The organism is Vibrio sp. bablab_jr001 (assembly GCF_016464285.1).
Taxonomy (GTDB): Bacteria; Pseudomonadota; Gammaproteobacteria; order Enterobacterales; family Vibrionaceae; genus Vibrio; species Vibrio fluvialis.
The window spans coordinates 560,768-579,582 of sequence record NZ_JACDWZ010000039.1 but is presented as its reverse complement, the minus strand read 5'-3'; the positions used below and the strand labels follow the sequence as shown (position 1 = coordinate 579,582).

17 protein-coding genes are annotated in these 18,815 nt (G+C 49.1%); 12 read left to right on the top strand and 5 right to left on the bottom strand.

The window, feature by feature from the left end; genetic code table 11:
* Positions 1-48: 48 nt before the first annotated feature.
* Positions 49-813, bottom strand: a complete 765-nt coding sequence (locus JIG40_RS05505; protein ID WP_158130083.1) for an alpha/beta fold hydrolase — start codon at positions 811-813, stop codon at positions 49-51.
* Between the two features lie 92 nt (positions 814-905).
* On the opposite strand from JIG40_RS05505, the gene seqA reads away from it, so the two are divergent.
* Complete coding sequence (gene seqA / locus JIG40_RS05500; RefSeq protein ID WP_020331205.1) at positions 906-1,445, top strand: replication initiation negative regulator SeqA; 540 nt, start codon at positions 906-908, stop codon at positions 1,443-1,445.
* A 108-nt stretch (positions 1,446-1,553) separates the two neighbouring features.
* Positions 1,554-3,200, top strand: coding sequence for a phosphoglucomutase (alpha-D-glucose-1,6-bisphosphate-dependent) (pgm, locus tag JIG40_RS05495; protein WP_199464929.1), 1,647 nt, complete (start codon positions 1,554-1,556; stop codon positions 3,198-3,200).
* 48 nt (positions 3,201-3,248) lie between these two features.
* Here the strand turns inward: pgm and JIG40_RS05490 are convergent, their stop codons facing one another.
* The gene (locus tag JIG40_RS05490) at positions 3,249-4,022 is read right to left on the bottom strand and encodes a DUF1853 family protein (RefSeq protein WP_020331207.1); all 774 of its coding nucleotides are present in this window, start codon (positions 4,020-4,022) and stop codon (positions 3,249-3,251) included.
* An 88-nt stretch (positions 4,023-4,110) separates the two neighbouring features.
* Between JIG40_RS05490 and JIG40_RS05485 the strand changes: the two genes are divergently transcribed.
* Complete coding sequence (locus JIG40_RS05485) at positions 4,111-4,869, top strand: Nif3-like dinuclear metal center hexameric protein (RefSeq protein ID WP_020331208.1); 759 nt, start codon at positions 4,111-4,113, stop codon at positions 4,867-4,869.
* A gap of 76 nt (positions 4,870-4,945) precedes the next feature.
* On the opposite strand, the gene JIG40_RS05480 is transcribed toward JIG40_RS05485, so the two are convergent.
* Positions 4,946-6,235 carry a citrate synthase gene (locus tag JIG40_RS05480; RefSeq protein WP_020331209.1) on the bottom strand — a complete coding sequence of 430 codons (1,290 nt, stop codon included), beginning with the start codon at positions 6,233-6,235 and terminating at the stop codon, positions 4,946-4,948.
* Between the two features lie 394 nt (positions 6,236-6,629).
* On the opposite strand from JIG40_RS05480, the gene sdhC reads away from it, so the two are divergent.
* The 8 genes from sdhC to sucD all read left to right on the top strand — a co-directional run bounded on the left by sdhC (position 6,630) and on the right by sucD (position 16,195).
* Complete coding sequence (gene sdhC, locus JIG40_RS05475; protein ID WP_024373827.1) at positions 6,630-7,022, top strand: succinate dehydrogenase cytochrome b556 subunit; 393 nt, start codon at positions 6,630-6,632, stop codon at positions 7,020-7,022.
* The gene (gene sdhD, locus JIG40_RS05470) at positions 7,016-7,360 is read left to right on the top strand and encodes a succinate dehydrogenase, hydrophobic membrane anchor protein (RefSeq protein WP_020331211.1); all 345 of its coding nucleotides are present in this window, start codon (positions 7,016-7,018) and stop codon (positions 7,358-7,360) included. Before sdhC ends, sdhD begins: the two co-directional genes overlap by 7 nt.
* Positions 7,361-9,127, top strand: coding sequence for a succinate dehydrogenase flavoprotein subunit (sdhA, locus tag JIG40_RS05465; RefSeq protein WP_020331212.1), 1,767 nt, complete (start codon positions 7,361-7,363; stop codon positions 9,125-9,127). It begins immediately after the preceding gene.
* A 14-nt stretch (positions 9,128-9,141) separates the two neighbouring features.
* Positions 9,142-9,852 carry a succinate dehydrogenase iron-sulfur subunit gene (locus JIG40_RS05460; RefSeq protein ID WP_199464928.1) on the top strand — a complete coding sequence of 237 codons (711 nt, stop codon included), beginning with the start codon at positions 9,142-9,144 and terminating at the stop codon, positions 9,850-9,852.
* An 89-nt stretch (positions 9,853-9,941) separates the two neighbouring features.
* Positions 9,942-12,752 carry a 2-oxoglutarate dehydrogenase E1 component gene (gene sucA / locus JIG40_RS05455; protein ID WP_020331214.1) on the top strand — a complete coding sequence of 937 codons (2,811 nt, stop codon included), beginning with the start codon at positions 9,942-9,944 and terminating at the stop codon, positions 12,750-12,752.
* 28 nt (positions 12,753-12,780) lie between these two features.
* Positions 12,781-13,989, top strand: coding sequence for a 2-oxoglutarate dehydrogenase complex dihydrolipoyllysine-residue succinyltransferase (gene odhB / locus JIG40_RS05450; RefSeq protein WP_020331215.1), 1,209 nt, complete (start codon positions 12,781-12,783; stop codon positions 13,987-13,989).
* A gap of 167 nt (positions 13,990-14,156) precedes the next feature.
* Complete coding sequence (sucC, locus tag JIG40_RS05445; protein WP_020331216.1) at positions 14,157-15,323, top strand: ADP-forming succinate--CoA ligase subunit beta; 1,167 nt, start codon at positions 14,157-14,159, stop codon at positions 15,321-15,323.
* Positions 15,323-16,195, top strand: coding sequence for a succinate--CoA ligase subunit alpha (gene sucD, locus JIG40_RS05440; protein WP_020331217.1), 873 nt, complete (start codon positions 15,323-15,325; stop codon positions 16,193-16,195). The genes sucC and sucD overlap by 1 nt, the downstream gene beginning before the upstream one ends.
* A gap of 73 nt (positions 16,196-16,268) precedes the next feature.
* On the opposite strand, the gene znuB is transcribed toward sucD, so the two are convergent.
* Together znuB and znuC are read right to left on the bottom strand one after the other, a co-directional pair.
* Complete coding sequence (znuB, locus tag JIG40_RS05435) at positions 16,269-17,051, bottom strand: zinc ABC transporter permease subunit ZnuB (protein ID WP_158151816.1); 783 nt, start codon at positions 17,049-17,051, stop codon at positions 16,269-16,271.
* Positions 17,044-17,832: a zinc ABC transporter ATP-binding protein ZnuC gene (znuC, locus tag JIG40_RS05430; RefSeq protein WP_020331220.1), complete on the bottom strand. Its 789-nt coding sequence runs from the start codon at positions 17,830-17,832 to the stop codon at positions 17,044-17,046. Before znuC ends, znuB begins: the two co-directional genes overlap by 8 nt.
* An 82-nt stretch (positions 17,833-17,914) precedes the next feature.
* Between znuC and znuA the strand changes: the two genes are divergently transcribed.
* Complete coding sequence (gene znuA / locus JIG40_RS05425) at positions 17,915-18,805, top strand: zinc ABC transporter substrate-binding protein ZnuA (protein WP_024373824.1); 891 nt, start codon at positions 17,915-17,917, stop codon at positions 18,803-18,805.
* The last annotated feature ends 10 nt before the right edge of the window (positions 18,806-18,815 follow it).

Sequence of the window (18,815 nt, the reverse complement as noted above, 5' to 3'; positions counted from 1 at the left end):
CTTGTTTGAAGAGAAAATCGCTCTGGTTGCTCTGTGAGGCGGGCTGCCTCACAGGATAAATTTGCGAATCGCGCGCAGCACTTCAGTCGGCTTTTCAGCATGTAACCAGTGACCCGTATTGGCAATGACATGCGCTTTGGCTTGGCTGAACTGTGCCTGCACTTGTGGCTGATGTTCGGCGGTCAGATAGTTGGAGTCGCCGCCTTTAATAAATAAGGTTGGGATGTCACAGCGTGCGATAGGCTCCCAGCCCATAATATAGGCGTAATTGGCTTTAAGCGCGGCGACGTTAAAACGCCACACCATCACACTGTCCTGATTCATCATCGATTTACCCAAAAACTGGCGCACACCATCGATTTCAACATGTTTGGCTAAAATCGCCATGGCTTCGCTGCGTGATGACGGCTTTTGTTCCAACACGGCTTCGAGCCCGGCAATCACATTTTCGTGGCGTCGTTCGGTGTAGGCGACTGGCGCCATATCCAGAATGACTAATTGGGCGACTTTGTCGTCGGCGATGTCAGCCAGTTTCATTGCGACTTTGCCACCCATGGAATGGCCGATGATGGTCGCTTGTTGAACGTTCAGATCGGTCAACAATTGATCCACGTCGGCGGCCATCAGTGCGTAATTATGTTCATCCGAATGAAATGACTGACCGTGATTACGCAGGTCGATACTCAGGACCTGGTGATCGTTTTTCAGGTCGCGAGCCAGTAGCCCGAGGTTGTCCAGACTGCCAAACAGACCGTGGATCAAAACAACGGTGTGACCCTCACCTTCAAGTTTGTAATTCAGAAGTGCTGACATTTTATCTTATTAGTAATGGGTTTAACGTAGAGTCTCGGCAAAGATCTCGCTATAATCCCCCAGAGTTTAAACATTGAGATTGTGAAAAGCGAATGAAAACAATTGAGGTTGATGAGGATCTATACCGTTACATTGCAGGTCAAACCCTTCACATTGGTGAGAGCGCATCGGATATTCTGCGCCGCCTGTTGAACGTGGATGGCCAAAGCGCATCTGTTGCTCCTAAGGCATCAGCGGTGCCTAAAGGTATAGTGGTGAGTAAAGATGCTGGTCAGGAAACGAAACTGGATGGCGTAAAAGAAATGCGCTCTCTTTTGATTTCAGACGAATTTGCCGGTCTGAAAAAAGCGGTTGATCGTTTTATGCTGGTTCTTTCTACTCTTCATCGCATCGATGCTGCTGCTTTTTCTGAAGCGACGCTGGTGAAAGGCCGTAAGCGCGTTTACTTTGCTGATAACGAGCAAACCCTGCTGGCAAGTGGTCAAACGACTAAGCCTAAAGCGATTCCAAACACACCGTTTTGGGTCATCACCAACAATAACACCAGCCGCAAACAGCAGATGATTGAGCAAGTCATGATTCGCATGAACTTCCCGGCAGACATTATTGAGAAAGTGACCCAATCGATTTGATTTGTACCAATCGAGCACGAAAAGTCTGATTGAAACCTCATAATATGCAAACCAAACTGCGTATTATGAGGTTTTTTATTTGTCGTTATATTTTGAAAGGATGTCTTTATGGCAATGCACCCGCGTGCAGGACAAAAAGCCCAACAGCAAGACCTGCATAATATTCCTGCACTTGTTGCAAACTACTACCTTCTTCAGCCAGACCCAAGCAATCCGAAACATAAAGTAGAGTTCGGTACTTCTGGCCACCGTGGCAGCGCAGACAAAACCACCTTTAACGAAAATCATATCCTGGCCATCGCGCAGGCGGTGGTTGAAGTGCGTGCCGCTCAAGGTACTGCCGGCCCAATCTTTGTCGGTAAAGACACTCATGCCCTGTCTGAACCGGCATTCAGCAGCGTGATTGAAGTGTTGGTCGCCAATGGCATCGAAGTGATTGTGCAGCAAGATAATGGTTATACGCCAACGCCGGGTATTTCACATGCGATTCTGACCCACAACCTGAAACATGCTGAAAAAGCCGACGGCATCGTGATCACGCCATCACATAACCCACCGCAAGACGGTGGCATCAAATATAACCCGACGCACGGTGGTCCGGCGGAAGGTGAACTGACTCAGGCGATTGAAAACCGCGCCAACCAACTGATTGCCGAAGGCTTGAGCGGCGTAAAACGTGTGTCGGTCACCGACGCTAAAGCCTCACCGCTGTTTAAACAAGTTGATTTGGTGAAGCCTTACATTGACGATCTGGTCAACGTGGTTGATATGGCTACGATTCAAAAAGCTAATCTGAAGCTGGGCGTGGATCCGCTCGGCGGCAGTGGTATTGATTACTGGCGTCAAATCGGTCAGGCGTACAACCTGAATCTCACTTTAGTGAGTGAAGCGATTGACCCAACCTTCCAGTTTATGTCACTGGATAAAGACGGCGTGGTGCGTATGGACTGCTCGTCGCCTTACGCGATGGCGGGCCTACTGGCGCTGAAAGATGAATACGATCTGGCATTTGGTAACGACCCGGACTATGACCGTCATGGCATCGTGACACCAAAAGGTCTGATGAACCCAAACCACTTCCTGTCGGTGTGTATCGATTATCTCTACCGTCACCGTGACGGATGGGGTAAAGATGTCGCGGTTGGTAAGACGCTGGTATCAAGCGCGATGATTGATAAAGTGGTGGCCGATCTTGGCCGTGAACTGTGCGAAGTGCCAGTGGGATTTAAATGGTTTGTTGATGGCCTGTACAGTGGCAAATTCGGTTTTGGTGGTGAGGAGAGCGCCGGAGCATCGTTCCTGCGCAAAGATGGTACGCCTTGGTCAACGGACAAAGACGGCATCATCTTGTGTCTGCTTGCGGCGGAAATCACCGCTGTGACGGGTAAGAACCCACAGCAATACTACGATGAACTGGCCGCAAAGCACGGCGAATCGCAGTACAACCGTATTCAGGCTGTCGCGAATGGCCCGCAAAAAGAGGTGCTGAAAAAGCTCTCAGCTGAGATGGTTTCTGCTCAGACTTTGGCTGGTGACCCGATTACCGCGCGTTTGACGCATGCTCCGGGTAACGGCGCTGCAATCGGTGGCCTGAAAGTGACCACGGATTACGGCTGGTTTGCAGCTCGTCCGTCTGGTACTGAAGATATCTACAAGATTTACTGCGAAAGCTTCAAAGGCGAGCAACATCTGAAACAGATCGAAGCGGAAGCGCAGGAAATCGTCAATCAGGTGTTTAAAGACGCCGGACTGTAAGTATTGTTAATGCAAATAACAAAGGCGACCTTGTGGTCGCCTTTTTCTTTACGCGGATTCTATCAACTCATGCTCTGCAAGCGGCCAGCTTCTTGGCACAATAAACCAGAAACGTCCGGATGGCGTTTGGCAGTGCACAAATCCTTCGTCACCACCAAGGTATGGCTCTGAATCATCGCTGCAGCCAGTCAGCCACTGCGCTTTAGTGAGTGCATAGAGTGGTTCGTCAATCTGGTCTTGTTGATCCTGATAGCACCAGTAGCCGTTGATTTGCGAAGAATTGAGTGCAAATCCAAGGCAATCCGATGGTACCGTTTCCGGTTCAAAGGGGTTGATGTAGAGACGTCCCTGCATGAGCAGGTTTTGTTCGGCATGCGCCCACAAAGGGTAGGCATCAATAAAGGCGTCACTGGCAGAAAGAGGCAGTTGGTGCTCAAGCATGTGCGCCAGTTTCAGATCTAAACGGTCTTGCGCGTTGGGCCCATACCACAATCCCTGATGGAGTAGATAGAACTTAACGGCGACTTCCCAGTGTTCGTACTGCTCGGTCTTGCGATTTTTGACAATAAAATCAATCGACCCCAGAGTTCGTCCTTCATCGTTGAGCTGAATCTCTTCCGATACGGCATTGTAGCGTGGAGTAGCAGTAAACAGTTGTTGACACAAATACTGGTAGAGGAAGCCGAGACGTTGATTACCCTGATAAGCGGGCCATTCAGCGTGGAGATTTCGAATAAAGGGTGTTTTCCCAACAATGGGAGGAGACGGTTCGAAAAGTGGTGGTGTCGTGGCAACCCATTCCGTCAGCTGTTTTAAGTCCATATTTTTATCATTCCGCCTGCATCGTTTTCGACATTTTAGTCTGAAATTGTTATAACCTCGCCATTACTATTATGCAATGGAACAGAAGATGAATAATTTGCAGCTTGAAGCATTGCTCAATGAAACATTGTCTCCGCAACAGATTAAAGACTACTGTCCGAATGGCCTTCAGGTGGAAGGCCGACGAGAGATTAAAAAAATTGTCACGGGTGTGACGGCTTCTAAAGCACTGATTGACAAAGCAATCGAACTCAAGGCTGACGCATTGTTAGTCCATCACGGTTACTTCTGGAAAGGTGAACATGAAGCCATTCGTGGAATGAAAGGCGACCGCATTCGCCAGTTGATTAAACATGACATCAATTTGCTGGCCTACCATCTTCCGCTCGATATTCATCCTGAACTAGGAAACAACGCTCAACTGGCTAAATTGCTGGGTATTCAGGTAGAAGGTGGCTTAGAGGGGCATCCTCAATCGGTTGCGATGTTTGGTTGTTTTGAACAAGCCATCACAGGCGAAGCCTTAGCACAGCGAATCGCAAATACTCTGCAGCGTCAACCTTTGCATATCGCGCCTGAACTGAAGGACAAGCTGATTAAGAAAGTTGGCTGGTGTACAGGTGGTGGTCAGGATTACATTGAACTTGCTGCTGCGCAGGGGATGGATGCCTTTATCTCGGGTGAAATTTCGGAACGTACGACGTATTCTGCCCGAGAGCTGAACATTCATTACTTCTCTGCAGGTCACCATGCGACAGAACGTTATGGTGTGAAAGCGCTGGGGGAGTGGTTGGCCACAGAGCACGGGTTTGACGTCGAGTTTATCGATATCGATAACCCGGTGTAATCCAGATAAAAACAGAATAAAAAAAGAGCGAGGTTTTCCCTCGCTCTTTTTCGTTATACACAAAACATCTAGGCTGTTATTCGCGCTCGTAAAGTGGCACGAAATCACGCATCTTCTCACCAGTGTAAAGCTGACGAGGACGACCGATACGGTTGCTTGGATCACTGTGCATTTCATTCCAGTGAGCAATCCAACCGATAGTACGAGACATCGCGAAGATAACGGTGAACATAGAGACCGGAATACCGATCGCTTTCAGGATGATGCCTGAGTAGAAGTCTACGTTCGGGTACAGTTTCTTCTCGATGAAGTAGTCGTCAGACAGAGCGATGCGTTCCAGTTCCATTGCAACGTCCAGCAGTGGATCCTGAATGCTCAGTTCTTTCAATACTTCATGACACGCTTCACGCATCACGGTTGCACGTGGGTCGTAGTTTTTGTAAACGCGGTGACCAAAGCCCATAAGGCGGAATGGATCATCTTTATCTTTAGCACGCTCAACGAACTCTGGAATCTTATCGACACTGCCGATTTCTTCCAGCATGCGTAGACATGCTTCGTTTGCACCACCGTGCGCCGGGCCCCATAGAGAAGCGATACCAGCAGCGATACATGCGAACGGGTTAGCACCAGACGAACCTGCCAGACGTACTGTTGACGTTGACGCATTCTGTTCGTGGTCTGCGTGCAGAGTGAAAATCTTATCCATCGCACGAGCAACCACAGGGTTTACTTCGTATTCTTCACATGGTGTTGCAAACATCATGTGCAGGAAGTTTTCTGCGTAGCTCAGATCGTTGCGAGGGTAAATAAACGGTTGACCAACCGAGTATTTGTAACACATTGCTGCCAGTGTTGGCATTTTTGATAGCAGACGATACGCCGCGATTTCGCGGTGAGTGTCGTTATTAATGTCGAGTGAATCGTGGTAGAAGGCCGCAAGAGCACCTACTACACCACACATTACAGCCATTGGGTGAGCATCACGACGGAAACCGTGGAAGAAGCTCGCGATTTGCTCATGAACCATAGTGTGACGAGTTACAGTCTTTTTAAACTCTTCATACTGTTTGCGATTAGGGGCTTCACCGTAAAGTAGGATGTAACACACTTCCAAGTAATCGGCGTTATTGGCTAACTGATCGATTGGGAAACCACGGTGTAGCAGAACACCTTTGGCGCCGTCGATGTAAGTGATTTGAGATTCACAAGATGCAGTGGCAAGAAAACCAGGGTCAAAAGTAAAGTATCCGTTTGAGCCTAATTTACGAACGTCGATTACTTGAGGACCAATAGTCCCGTCCATAATCGGCAGTTCGATTGGCGCTTTGCCTTCGATATGAAGGGTCGCTTTCTTATCTGCCATAACAATCTCCTTTGTTTATTATTTAATCCGTCCAGGATGTTTGTGTGCCATTCTTGTACGTCCGATCTTAATCAAAGTCAATTTTTCTCATCTGATGTGTGCACTTACTTTGATTTTTTATACATATAAAGTTAAAAATCTGTTCTGTGTAGCAAAAATTGTTACATCAATTGTTGTAGAATGTTGCCAGCCGTATATTGGCGTAGCAAATTTTGGTGAAAACCTTATAAATTCAAGGCTGGAAATAAAAGTGAGGTGATGTTTCCATTCTTGTTGTTAACAATTATTTTACAATTTTGTTCCAGTAATCGCAGGGATTTTGTTGAATAAATGTTAACTTTTGTAGGTTTGCGGCCAAATTTCATCCATAACTATAAATGCTCAATGGAGCTGAGTGAGCAAGCCCGTGAAAGAAAGAAAGTCAAGACCTGTTAATTTAGATCTGCAGACCATTAGCTTTCCGATCACAGCAATCGCTTCTATCCTTCACCGCGTGGCGGGGGTTATTACGTTTGTGGCGGTCGGTATTTTGCTTTGGTTACTATCCATCTCATTATCCTCTCCAGTAGGTTTCATGGAAGCGAGTGACATCGTCAATGGCTTCTTCGTGAAATTTATCCTGTGGGGCATTCTGACCGCGCTGTCATACCACATTGCTGGTGGTATTCGTCATTTACTTATGGACCTTGGCCACTTTGAGGAGCTGGACACGGGTGCAATGAGTGCAAAAGTTGCTTTCGGTGCAACAGCGGTTCTATCTCTATTGGCGGGGGTTTTGGTATGGTAAAGAACGTTTCCTCATTTGGTCGTAATGGGGTTCATGATTTCCTATTAATTCGCGCCAGTGCGATCATCATGACTCTTTACACCATCTATATTGTAAGTTTCTGTGCATTCACTGATATCTCTTACGTTTCATGGACTCAATTCTTTGGTGGCACGTTTACCAAAGTCTTCACAATGCTGGCGTTAGTGTGCGTACTGATCCACGGCTGGATCGGCCTGTGGCAAGTACTGACTGACTACGTTAAGTGTTCAAAACTGCGTGGCGGGCTGCAGCTTGTCGTGGTTGCAGTGCTGTTCGGATACTTCTTCTCTGGCCTATTTGTATTGTGGGGTGCGTAAGTGACTATTCCAGTTCGTGAATTTGACGCCGTAGTAATCGGTGCTGGTGGTGCAGGCATGCGTGCTGCACTGCAAATCTCTGAGCAAGGCCTGTCTTGTGCTCTGCTTTCTAAAGTTTTTCCTACTCGTTCGCACACCGTGTCAGCGCAGGGCGGCATCACCGTTGCTCTGGGTAACTCTCATAAAGATGACTGGCAATGGCACATGTACGATACCGTAAAAGGTTCAGACTACATCGGTGACCAAAACGCGATTGAGTACATGTGTAAGAATGGCCCTGAGTCTGTTATCGAACTGGAGAAAATGGGTCTGCCATTCTCTCGCTTCGATAACGGTACTATTTACCAACGCCCATTTGGTGGTCAGTCTAAAGAGTTTGGTGGTGAGCAGGCTGCACGTACTGCGGCAGCCGCTGACCGTACCGGTCACGCTCTGCTGCATACGCTTTACCAACAGAACGTAAAACACAAAACCACGATCTTCTCTGAATGGTACGCACTGGATTTGGTGAAAAACCAAGACGGCGCGATTCTGGGTTGTACCGCGCTTTGCATGGAAACTGGCGAAATCTGCTACTTCAAAGCAAAAGCAACCGTACTGGCAACAGGCGGTGCAGGCCGTATCTATGCCTCAACTACTAACGCGCACATCAACACCGGTGACGGTGTCGGTATGGCGCTGCGTGCCGGCGTTCCGATGCAAGATATGGAAATGTGGCAGTTCCACCCAACGGGTATCGCAGGTGCAGGTGTTCTGGTAACAGAAGGCTGTCGTGGCGAAGGTGGTTACCTACTAAATAAAGACGGCGAGCGTTTCATGGAACGTTACGCGCCAAACGCGAAAGACCTGGCGGGTCGTGACGTAGTTGCGCGTTCAATGATGATTGAAATTCGTGAAGGCCGTGGCTGTGATGGCCCATGGGGTCCACACATCAAACTGAAACTGGATCACCTGGGCAAAGACGTTCTTGAATCACGTCTGCCTGGTATCTGTGAACTGTCTCGTACGTTTGCACACGTTGACCCAGTGAAAGAACCTATCCCTGTAATTCCAACCTGCCACTACATGATGGGTGGTGTTCCGACTCAGGTTTCTGGTCAGGCAATTAAGCAACTGGCTGACGGCAGTGAAGCAGACGTTCAAGGTCTGTTCGCTTGTGGTGAAATTGCATCAGTATCTGTACACGGTGCTAACCGTCTGGGCGGTAACTCGCTGCTAGACTTGGTGGTATTTGGTCGTGCAACAGGTCTGCATCTGGGTGAAACTCTGGCTGCACAAGCAGAGGCTCGTCCTGCAACGGCATCTGACATCGAAGCGTCTCTGGCTCGTACCATGCGCTGGGAAAACAGTAAAGGCGGCGAAGATCCGGTTCAAATCCGTAAAGACCTACAACGCTGTATGCAAAACAGCTTCTCGGTATTCCGTGAAGGTGACGCAATGGCAACTGGTCTGGAAGAACTGCGAGTGATTCGTGAGCGTCTGAAAGATGCACATCTGGCTGACAAGTCTCAGGAATTCAACACGCAACGTGTGGAATGTCTGGAACTGGACAACCTGATGGAAACTGCATTCTCTACTGCTGTGGCGGCGAACTACCGTACAGAAAGCCGTGGCGCGCATGCTCGTTTCGACTTCCCTGAACGTGACGATGCAAACTGGCTGTGCCACTCAATCTACAACCCGGAAACTGAGCAGATGAGCAAGCGTGACGTTAACATGTCACCGGTTCACCGCGAAGCATTCCCACCAAAAGTACGTACGTACTAAGGGAGGACTGAACGATGAAATTGAATTTCTCTCTGTACCGCTACAATCCGGATGTAGATAACAAGCCTTACATGAAAGACTATGTGCTTGAAGTGGAAGAAGGCTCAGATATGATGGTCCTTGACGCTCTGATTCTTCTGAAAGAGCAGGATCCTACCATCGCGTTCCGCCGCTCATGCCGTGAAGGTGTGTGTGGTTCGGATGGCTTGAACATGAACGGTAAAAATGGCCTGGCGTGTATCACTCCGTTGTCTGCTCTGAAAGGCGGCAAAATTGTGATTCGTCCTCTGCCTGGTCTGCCTGTAGTTCGTGACCTGATCGTCGACATGACTCAGTTCTACGACAACTACGCCAAAGTAAAACCGTTCCTGATCGCCGATGATGCATTGCCACCATCACGCGAGAATCTGCAGTCTCCTGAAGAACGAGCGCATCTGGATGGCTTGTACGAATGTATCATGTGTGCATGTTGTACAACGTCTTGTCCATCGTTCTGGTGGAACCCAGACAAATTTATCGGTCCTGCAGGTCTGCTTGCGGCTTACCGTTGGCTAATTGATAGCCGCGATACCGCAACAGATGAGCGCTTATCAAATCTTGATGACGCATTTAGCGTTTTTCGTTGCCATGGCATCATGAATTGTGTAAGTGTTTGTCCTAAAGGATTAAACCCTACGAAAGCTATCGGTCACATCAAGTCGATGCTGGTTAATCGCTCGGTTTAATAGATAAAAAATTGCAGGCCTTCGGGCCTGCCTTTAATAGCTCGGCGTAGACCGAAGCAAACGTGAAAACTACTGGTTAAGGGAAAATAATGCACAACGGCGTGATGAAGGCATGGCTCGAGTCTTCACACTTGGCTGGCGCCAATGCAACTTATGTAGAAGATCTCTACGAACTGTATCTAAGTGATCCCGATCTGGTAAGTGAGGAGTGGAAACGTGTTTTTGAAGGGCTGCCTGCGCAACCCGACAATGTGGTTGAACAACCGCACTCACGTGTCCGTGACTACTTCCGACGACTCGCTCAAGAGACAAAGCATTACAATGTCCAAGTTAGTGATCCTGAAGTCGATGCAAAACAAGTAAAAGTACTGCAGCTTATCAACGCGTACCGCTTCCGCGGTCACGAAGCTGCCCAATTGGACCCTCTAGGTTTGTGGAAACGCCCGACCGTGGCGGAATTGGACCCTTCATTCCACAATCTCACCGAAGATGACATGGAAGAGACTTTCAACGTAGGTTCGTTTGCGATTGGCAAAGAAACCATGAAGTTGAAAGACATCTATCAATCCCTCAATAAAATCTATTGCGGATCGATCGGTGCAGAGTACATGCACATGACTGACACTGAGCAAAAACGTTGGATTCAACAACGTCTGGAGCCAGTAGTAGGCCAGCCATCCTTTACCCTAGATGAAAAACGCACTTTCCTCGAAGAACTGACTGCTGCAGAAGGTCTTGAGCGCTACCTTGGCGCGAAATTCCCAGGCGCAAAACGCTTCTCTCTGGAAGGCGGTGACGCTATGGTTCCAATGACCAAAGAACTGATTCGCCATGCCGGTAAAACGGGCATGCGTGAAGTCGTAATCGGTATGGCTCACCGCGGTCGTCTGAACATGTTGGTTAACGTTCTCGGTAAGAAGCCACAAGACCTGTTTGACGAATTTGCCGGCAAGCACGACGAAACGTGGGGTACGGGTGACGTTAAATATCACCAAGGCTTCTCAGCTGATTTCGCAACTCCCGGTGGTGATGTGCATTTAGCACTGGCATTTAACCCATCTCACCTGGAAATCGTTAACCCGGTAGTTATGGGCTCGGTACGTGCTCGTCAGGATCGCTTGGGCGATGATGATGGCAGCAAAGTACTGCCTATCACTATTCACGGTGACTCGGCTGTGGCAGGTCAGGGTGTGGTTGCTGAGACATTCAACATGTCTCTGGCTCGTGGTTACTGCGTCGGTGGTACAGTGCGTATCGTAGTCAACAACCAAGTTGGCTTTACGACATCCAACCCACGCGATACACGTTCAACCATGTACTGTACTGACATTGCGAAAATGGTTCAGGCTCCGATTTTCCACGTTAATTCCGATGATCCGGAAGCCGTGGCTTTCGTTACTCGTCTGGCGTTGGATTACCGCAACGAATTTAAACGCGATGTTGTGATTGATCTGGTTTGTTACCGCCGTCATGGTCACAACGAAGCGGATGAGCCAAACGCAACTCAGCCTCTGATGTATCAGAAAATTAAAAAGCATCCGACACCTCGTAAGTTGTATGCAGATGTTCTGATTGATCGTCAAGAAAGCGATATCGAAACCGCCACTCAGTTGGTGAACGAATATCGTGACGCACTGGATCGCGGCGAAGTCGTGGTGAAAGAGTGGCGTCCTATGGCGATGCATTCTGTTGACTGGTCACCTTACCTTGGCCATGACTGGAATGAAGACTGGCAGAGCCAATACCCAATTGAGCGCCTGAAAGAATTGGGCCAACGTCTGTGCCAGTACCCTGAAAGTCACAAGCTACAAAGCCGCGTAGAGAAAATCTACAACGATCGCGTTGCGATGGTATCTGGCGAGAAGCTCCTTGACTGGGGTATGGCGGAAACGTTGGCGTATGCGACGCTGGTTGATGACAGCAAGCGCATTCGTATTTCAGGTCAGGATTCTGGCCGTGGTACGTTCTTCCACCGCCATTCAGTACTGCATAATCAGAGTGATGCGAGCACTTATGTCCCTCTGAGCAACATTCATGACAATCAGGGTCCATTTGAAGTGATCGACTCTGTACTGTCTGAAGAAGCAGTACTGGCATTTGAATACGGCTACGCGACTGCGGAGCCAGGTGGTCTGACAATTTGGGAAGCTCAGTTTGGCGATTTTGCCAACGGCGCTCAGGTTGTTATTGACCAGTTCATCTCTTCTGGTGAGCAAAAATGGGCACGTCTGTGTGGCCTGACGATGCTGTTACCTCATGGTTACGAAGGTCAAGGTCCAGAGCACTCATCGGCACGTCTTGAGCGTTACCTGCAACTTTGCGCAGAGCAAAACATGCAAGTTATCGTTCCATCGACGCCAGCGCAGGTTTACCACATGCTGCGTCGTCAGGTTGTGCGTAAGATGCGTCGCCCACTGATCGTGATGTCGCCAAAATCACTGCTTCGTCATCCTCTGTGTGTTTCAACGCTTGAAGATCTGGCTGAAGGTACCTTCCTGCCAGCGATTCCAGAAGTGGATAACCTAGACCCGGCGAAAGTGAAACGTGTTGTATTCTGTTCAGGTAAGGTTTACTACGACCTGCTGGAACAACGCCGCAGCAACGAGCAAGACGATGTCGCGATTGTCCGTGTTGAACAGTTGTACCCATTCCCAATGGATGAAGTACAGGCTGCGATTGCACAATACACGAATGCTGTTGATTACGTTTGGTGTCAGGAAGAGCCTCAAAACCAAGGCGCCTGGTACTGTAGCCAACACAATTTCCGTGCCGCTATCCCAGCGGGTGCAGAACTGAAATATGCGGGCCGCCCGGCTTCTGCTTCACCAGCAGTCGGTTATATGTCGGTACACTTGAAACAACAGAAAGCGTTGGTTGAAGACGCTCTGACCCTAGCTTAAGAACTAGAACTAAAAGGAAGACACAGATATGACAGTTGAAATTCTGGTTCCAGATTTACCTGAATCAGTAGCAGACGCAACCGTAGCGACATGGCATAAACAACCAGGTGACGTTGTTGCACGTGACGAAGTAATCGTTGAAATCGAAACCGACAAAGTAGTTCTGGAAGTTCCAGCACCGGAAGCGGGTGTACTGGAAGCGATTCTGGAAGAAGAAGGCGCAACCGTACTGTCTAAACAGCTACTGGCTCGCCTGAAACCTGGTGCGGTAGCTGGTGAACCAACGACTGACACGACAAGCGCAACTGAATCTTCGCCAGACAAACGCCACAAAGCGACATTGACTGAAGAAACCAGCGATGCACTAAGCCCAGCGGTTCGCCGTCTGTTGGCTGAACACAATCTGGAAGCGGGTCAAGTGAAGGGCACGGGTGTTGGTGGTCGCATTACTCGTGAAGACATCGAAGCGTACCTGGCAGCTGGTAAATCAGCGCCAGCGGCAGCACAAGAAGTTGCAGCGCAAGCTCCTGTAGCTGCTCGCAGCGAAAAACGTGTACCGATGACTCGTCTGCGTAAACGTGTTGCTGAACGTCTGTTGGAAGCGAAGAACAGCACGGCAATGCTGACGACCTTCAACGAAGTGAACATGAAGCCAATCATGGATCTGCGTAAGCAGTACCAGGATGTGTTTGAGAAAAAACACGGTATCCGCCTTGGTTTCATGTCTTTCTACGTGAAAGCGGTCACCGAAGCGCTGAAACGTTACCCTGAAGTCAACGCGTCTATCGACGGCAGCGACATCGTTTACCACAACTTCTTTGATATCAGCATCGCGGTATCAACGCCACGTGGTCTGGTCACGCCGGTACTGAAAGATTCCGATACGCTGGGTATGGCTCAGATTGAAAAAGGTATCAAGGATCTGGCGATCAAAGGTCGCGACGGTAAACTGACGGTTGAAGAACTGACTGGTGGTAACTTCACTATCACTAATGGTGGTGTGTTTGGCTCACTGATGTCAACGCCAATCATCAACCCACCTCAAGCAGCTATTCTTGGTATGCACAAGATCCAGGATCGCGCGATGGTTGTTGACGGCAAGATTGAAATTCTGCCGATGATGTACCTAGCACTGTCTTACGACCACCGCCTGATTGACGGCCGTGAGTCTGTAGGCTTCCTGGTCACAGTGAAAGAGCTGCTGGAAGATCCAACACGTCTGCTGTTAGACGTGTAATGCTGAGGCGCTTAGTGAACTAAGCGTTGAGGCTAAAGGGCCGGATTCGCTCAACATCCGGCCCGGTTTAGGCCAATTGGCTGCTCGCTCAAGAGTAACCCTACATACGTAAAGCTCAGCCATTCAATGGGCTCTATGGAATAAAAATATACAAACGGAATAAAACAATGAATTTGCATGAATACCAAGCCAAACAGCTGTTTGCAGAATTCGGTTTGCCTGTACCAGAAGGCTACGCATGTGATACGCCACAAGAAGCTTTCGAAGCTGCTGGCCGCATCAGCACTGCTAAGAAAGTTGTAAAGTGTCAGGTTCACGCTGGTGGCCGCGGTAAAGCGGGCGGCGTAGAACTGCACGACACCAAAGAAGGTGTTAAAGAGTTTGCACAAAAATGGCTGGGTAAAAACCTGGTTACATACCAAACAGATGCTAACGGTCAACCTGTAGCAAAAATTCTGGTTGAAGAAGCATCAAACATCGCGAACGAACTGTACCTAGGTGCGGTTGTAGACCGTGCAACTCGCCGTATCGTTTTCATGGCATCAACTGAAGGTGGTGTGGAAATCGAGAAAGTGGCAGAAGAGACGCCAGAACTGATTCACAAAGCGGCGATCGATCCACTGGTAGGCCCTCAGGCATACCAAGGCCGTGAACTGGCTTTCAAACTGGGTCTTGAAGGCGACCAGATCAAACAGTTCGTGAAAATCTTCATGGGTCTGGGCCAAATGTTTGCTCAATACGACTTGGCACTGTTGGAAATCAACCCACTGGTGATCACCGCAGAAGGCAACCTACTGTGTCTGGATGGTAAGATTAACATCGACTCAAACGCGATGTACCGTCAGCCAAAACTGCGTGAAATGCACGATCCTTCACAAGAAGATGCTCGTGAAGCGCACGCGGCTCAGTGGGAACTGAACTACGTAGCACTCGATGGCAACGTTGGTTGTATGGTCAACGGTGCTGGTCTGGCAATGGGTACCATGGACATTGTTAACCTGCACGGCGGCAAACCTGCAAACTTCCTGGATGTAGGCGGCGGCGCAACGAAAGAGCGCGTTGCAGAAGCATTCAAGATCATCCTGTCTGATGACAACGTGAAAGCGGTATTGGTTAACATCTTCGGCGGTATTGTACGTTGTGACATGATCGCAGAAGGTATCATCGGCGCAGTAAAAGAAGTCGGTGTAACTGTACCCGTTGTTGTTCGTCTTGAAGGTACTAACGCTGACTTGGGTCGCGATGTACTGGCTAAGTCAGGTCTGGATATCATTGCAGCTGAGTCGCTAACTGACGCAGCTCAGAAAGTTGTTGCTGCTGCGGAGGGCAAATAATGTCTGTACTAATTAACAAAGACACCAAAGTAATCTGTCAAGGTTTCACCGGTGGTCAAGGCACATTCCACTCTGAGCAAGCGATCGCTTACGGCACGCAAATGGTTGGTGGCGTTTCTCCTGGTAAAGGTGGTCAAACTCACTTGGGCCTACCAGTATTCAATACCGTACGAGAAGCGGTAGAAGCGACTGGCGCGACAGCAACGGTAATCTACGTTCCGGCACCATTCTGTAAAGATGCGATTCTGGAAGCGATCGATGCAGGTATTCAACTGATCGTCACAATCACTGAAGGTATTCCTACGACTGATATGATCGATGTGAAAGTGAAGCTGGAAGAAACTGGCGTTCGCATGATCGGTCCTAACTGTCCGGGTGTGATTACGCCTGATGAATGTAAGATCGGTATCATGCCTGGTCACATTCACAAGAAAGGTAAAGTAGGTATCGTTTCTCGCTCTGGTACTCTGACGTACGAAGCGGTGAAACAGACCACTGACGAAGGCTTTGGCCAGTCAACATGTGTTGGTATCGGTGGCGACCCAATCCCAGGTTCAAACTTCATCGATATCCTGAAACTGTTCCAGGAAGACCCAGAAACTGAAGCAATCGTTATGATTGGCGAAATCGGTGGTACTGCGGAAGAAGAAGCGGCGGCATTCATCAAAGCGAACGTAACTAAACCAGTGGTTTCTTACATCGCAGGTGTAACTGCTCCTCCAGGTAAACGCATGGGCCACGCTGGCGCAATCATTTCTGGCGGTAAAGGTACAGCAGATGAGAAATTTGCTGCGCTGGAATCAGCTGGCGTGAAAACTGTAAAAAGTCTGGCAGACATCGGCAAAGCACTGCGTGAAGTGACTGGCTGGTAAGTAAGACTGCTTGATAGAAAAACCCGGGCTTAACCCGGGTTTTTTATTGTCTGCGAATCAACAGAGATGACGGTTAAGCGCGTTTAAAGAAGTGACTGAGCATAAACATCGCTGTAGCGCTGACGACAACCGAAGGCCCGGCCGGAGTGTCGAATTGCCAAGACAGCGTCAGGCCTGACAGCACACAGAAAATACCGATGCTGGAAGCAAACAGCGCCATTTGTTCTGGCGTCCTGGCTAAACGGCGAGCGGTTGCAGCCGGGATAATCATCAGCGAAGTCATGATCAGTGCTCCGACAAACTTCATGCCTACGGCAATCACCAAACCGATCAGCAGCATCAAAATCAGACGCATTAAATCCGTATTGATGCCTTCCACTTGTGCCAACTCTTCGTTAACACTGGTCGAAAGCAAAGGGCGCCAAAAAACATAGACGGCGATACCGACAGCGATAACCCCACTCCAGATAAAGATTAGATCGCTAGGGCTCACCGCCAGTAAGTCACCAAACAAGTAGCTCATCAGGTCGATACGGACATTGTCGAGAAAACTCACCGCAATCAGGCCGAGAGATAACGAACTGTGGGCCAGAATACCCAGCAGAGTGTCGGTTGCCACCAGTTGTTGGCGCTGCATTGTGACCAGAATGACAGCCAAGCCCAAACAGCAGACCAGCAGTGCCAGATAAAGGTTAATGTCGAGCAGAAAACCCAATGCCAACCCTAAAAGAGAAGCGTGAGCTAGCGTGTCGCCAAAATAGGCCATACGGCGCCAGACGACAAACGAACCCAGTGGCCCGGCAATTAAGGCAATACCGATGCCAGCCAGCACCGAAGGAAGCAAAAACTCAATCATGTTGATGGTGACCATGTGAATGATGGGAACATTGTTGCGCGTCGCCTTTTACTGGCTGGCCCGCAAGATCATGATGATGGTGATCGTGATGATGATGATAAAACGCCAGTGTCTCTCGACTACGATGACCAAACAGGGCGATGTAACTTGGGTGCTGCGTAATATCGGCGGGCGCGCCTGAACAGCAAATATGGTGATGCAGACAGATAACATCGTCTGTTTTTGCCATCACCAGGTGCAAATCGTGCGACACCATGAAGACCGCGCAACCAAAACGCAGACGAATGGTGTTGATTAAATCGTACAGGTCGATTTGACCCTGCACATCCACGCCTTGCGCGGGTTCGTCGAGCACCAGCAGATCAGGGCGTTGTAACAGTGCGCGTGCAATCAGAATGCGTTGGTTTTCACCACCCGATAACTTGTGCATGTCGAAGTTGAGCAGATGTTCAGCACCAACCAGACGCAGGGCATCGTTAAGTTCCTGCTTGCTGTATTTGCCAGCAAGCTGCAAAAAACGTTTTACCGTCAGCGGTAAAGTATCGTTAAGCTTGAGCTTCTGCGGCACGTAACCAATTTTGAGATTTTTCGCACGGGTAATCGTGCCGGAATCCTGACTATGCAGACCCAGTAATACACGAACCAGCGTAGACTTACCCGCTCCATTGGGGCCAATCAGCGTTGTTATCTTGCCTCGAGCAATCGACAAGCTGACATTATCCAGAACTCTGCGTTGATCAAACTCAACACAGATATCTTGCAATTCAATAAGCGGTGACATGAAAGGAACTCATTTGCATTTTAGTAATGTTATAATGTAACATTTCGGAACGATGAACGCTACAGCTTGAGAAAACTCCATCATGCTAACCAGATTTGCTTTACTAACTGCACTTGTCACCGCGTCATGCTCGGCCTGGGCAAGTGATATTCTCACGAGCATAAAACCAATTCAGATGATTACCCATGAGTTAACGGCAGAAGTGTCTGAGCCTGATGTGTTGTTGTCTGCGAATGCTTCGCCGCATGATTATGCGCTTCGCCCATCAGATGTAAAGCGTATTCATCAGGCTTCGCTGGTTATCTGGTTTGGCCCGGACTTAGAGCCTTTTCTGGAAAAAGTGTTGAGTAGTCATCCAAACGTGCTGACCTTAAGCAGTATTCCGGATCTCAATCTGCGCGCCTACAGTGCAGAAGAACTCGAACATGGGCACGATGATGGCCACCATCATCATGGCACACATGATCCGCACTTCTGGCTGGGGATTGAACAAGCCAAACAGGTGGCGGCCGCGATCGCGCAGCGTCTGAGTGAAACGGATCCAGAACATGCCAAGCAATATGCGAGCAACTTAGAGCGCTTTCTTCAGCAAGCAGATGAAACCGACAGCGCGATACGTACTCAACTTGCTGACGTTAAGTCGGTGCCGTACTACGTATTTCACGATGCGTATGACTATTTCGAGCAACGTTATGGCCTGAATAATTTGGGCCACTTTACCGTTAGCCCGGATCGCAAACCGGGTGCTAAAACACTGATAGCGATCCGTAAATCTCTGGCTGAGAATCAGGCAAAATGTGTCTTCTCTGAACCTCAGTTTCAACCTGCTGTGATTGAAACGGTTGTGCGAGGCAGTCACGCGCACATCGGTGTGCTGGATCCGCTCGGCACTCAAGTTCCGGTGAAAGCCGGAAGCTATTTTGCGTTCCTGCACCAACTGAGTGACAGTTACGCTCAATGCTTGTCACAGTAGAGGATATAAG

Bases quoted from the DNA above. Each gene is read 5' to 3' on its own strand.
- JIG40_RS05505 (WP_158130083.1), bottom strand. From the start codon at position 813: ATGTCAGCACTTCTGAATTACAAACTTGAAGGTGAGGGTCACACCGTT.
- seqA (WP_020331205.1), top strand. From the start codon at position 906: ATGAAAACAATTGAGGTTGATGAGGATCTATACCGTTACATTGCAGGT.
- pgm (WP_199464929.1), top strand. From the start codon at position 1,554: ATGGCAATGCACCCGCGTGCAGGACAAAAAGCCCAACAGCAAGACCTG.
- JIG40_RS05490 (WP_020331207.1), bottom strand. From the start codon at position 4,022: ATGGACTTAAAACAGCTGACGGAATGGGTTGCCACGACACCACCACTT.
- JIG40_RS05485 (WP_020331208.1), top strand. From the start codon at position 4,111: ATGAATAATTTGCAGCTTGAAGCATTGCTCAATGAAACATTGTCTCCG.
- JIG40_RS05480 (WP_020331209.1), bottom strand. From the start codon at position 6,235: ATGGCAGATAAGAAAGCGACCCTTCATATCGAAGGCAAAGCGCCAATC.
- sdhD (WP_020331211.1), top strand. From the start codon at position 7,016: ATGGTAAAGAACGTTTCCTCATTTGGTCGTAATGGGGTTCATGATTTC.
- JIG40_RS05460 (WP_199464928.1), top strand. From the start codon at position 9,142: ATGAAATTGAATTTCTCTCTGTACCGCTACAATCCGGATGTAGATAAC.
- sucA (WP_020331214.1), top strand. From the start codon at position 9,942: ATGCACAACGGCGTGATGAAGGCATGGCTCGAGTCTTCACACTTGGCT.
- odhB (WP_020331215.1), top strand. From the start codon at position 12,781: ATGACAGTTGAAATTCTGGTTCCAGATTTACCTGAATCAGTAGCAGAC.
- sucC (WP_020331216.1), top strand. From the start codon at position 14,157: ATGAATTTGCATGAATACCAAGCCAAACAGCTGTTTGCAGAATTCGGT.
- sucD (WP_020331217.1), top strand. From the start codon at position 15,323: ATGTCTGTACTAATTAACAAAGACACCAAAGTAATCTGTCAAGGTTTC.
- znuB (WP_158151816.1), bottom strand. From the start codon at position 17,051: ATGATTGAGTTTTTGCTTCCTTCGGTGCTGGCTGGCATCGGTATTGCC.
- znuC (WP_020331220.1), bottom strand. From the start codon at position 17,832: ATGTCACCGCTTATTGAATTGCAAGATATCTGTGTTGAGTTTGATCAA.
- znuA (WP_024373824.1), top strand. From the start codon at position 17,915: ATGCTAACCAGATTTGCTTTACTAACTGCACTTGTCACCGCGTCATGC.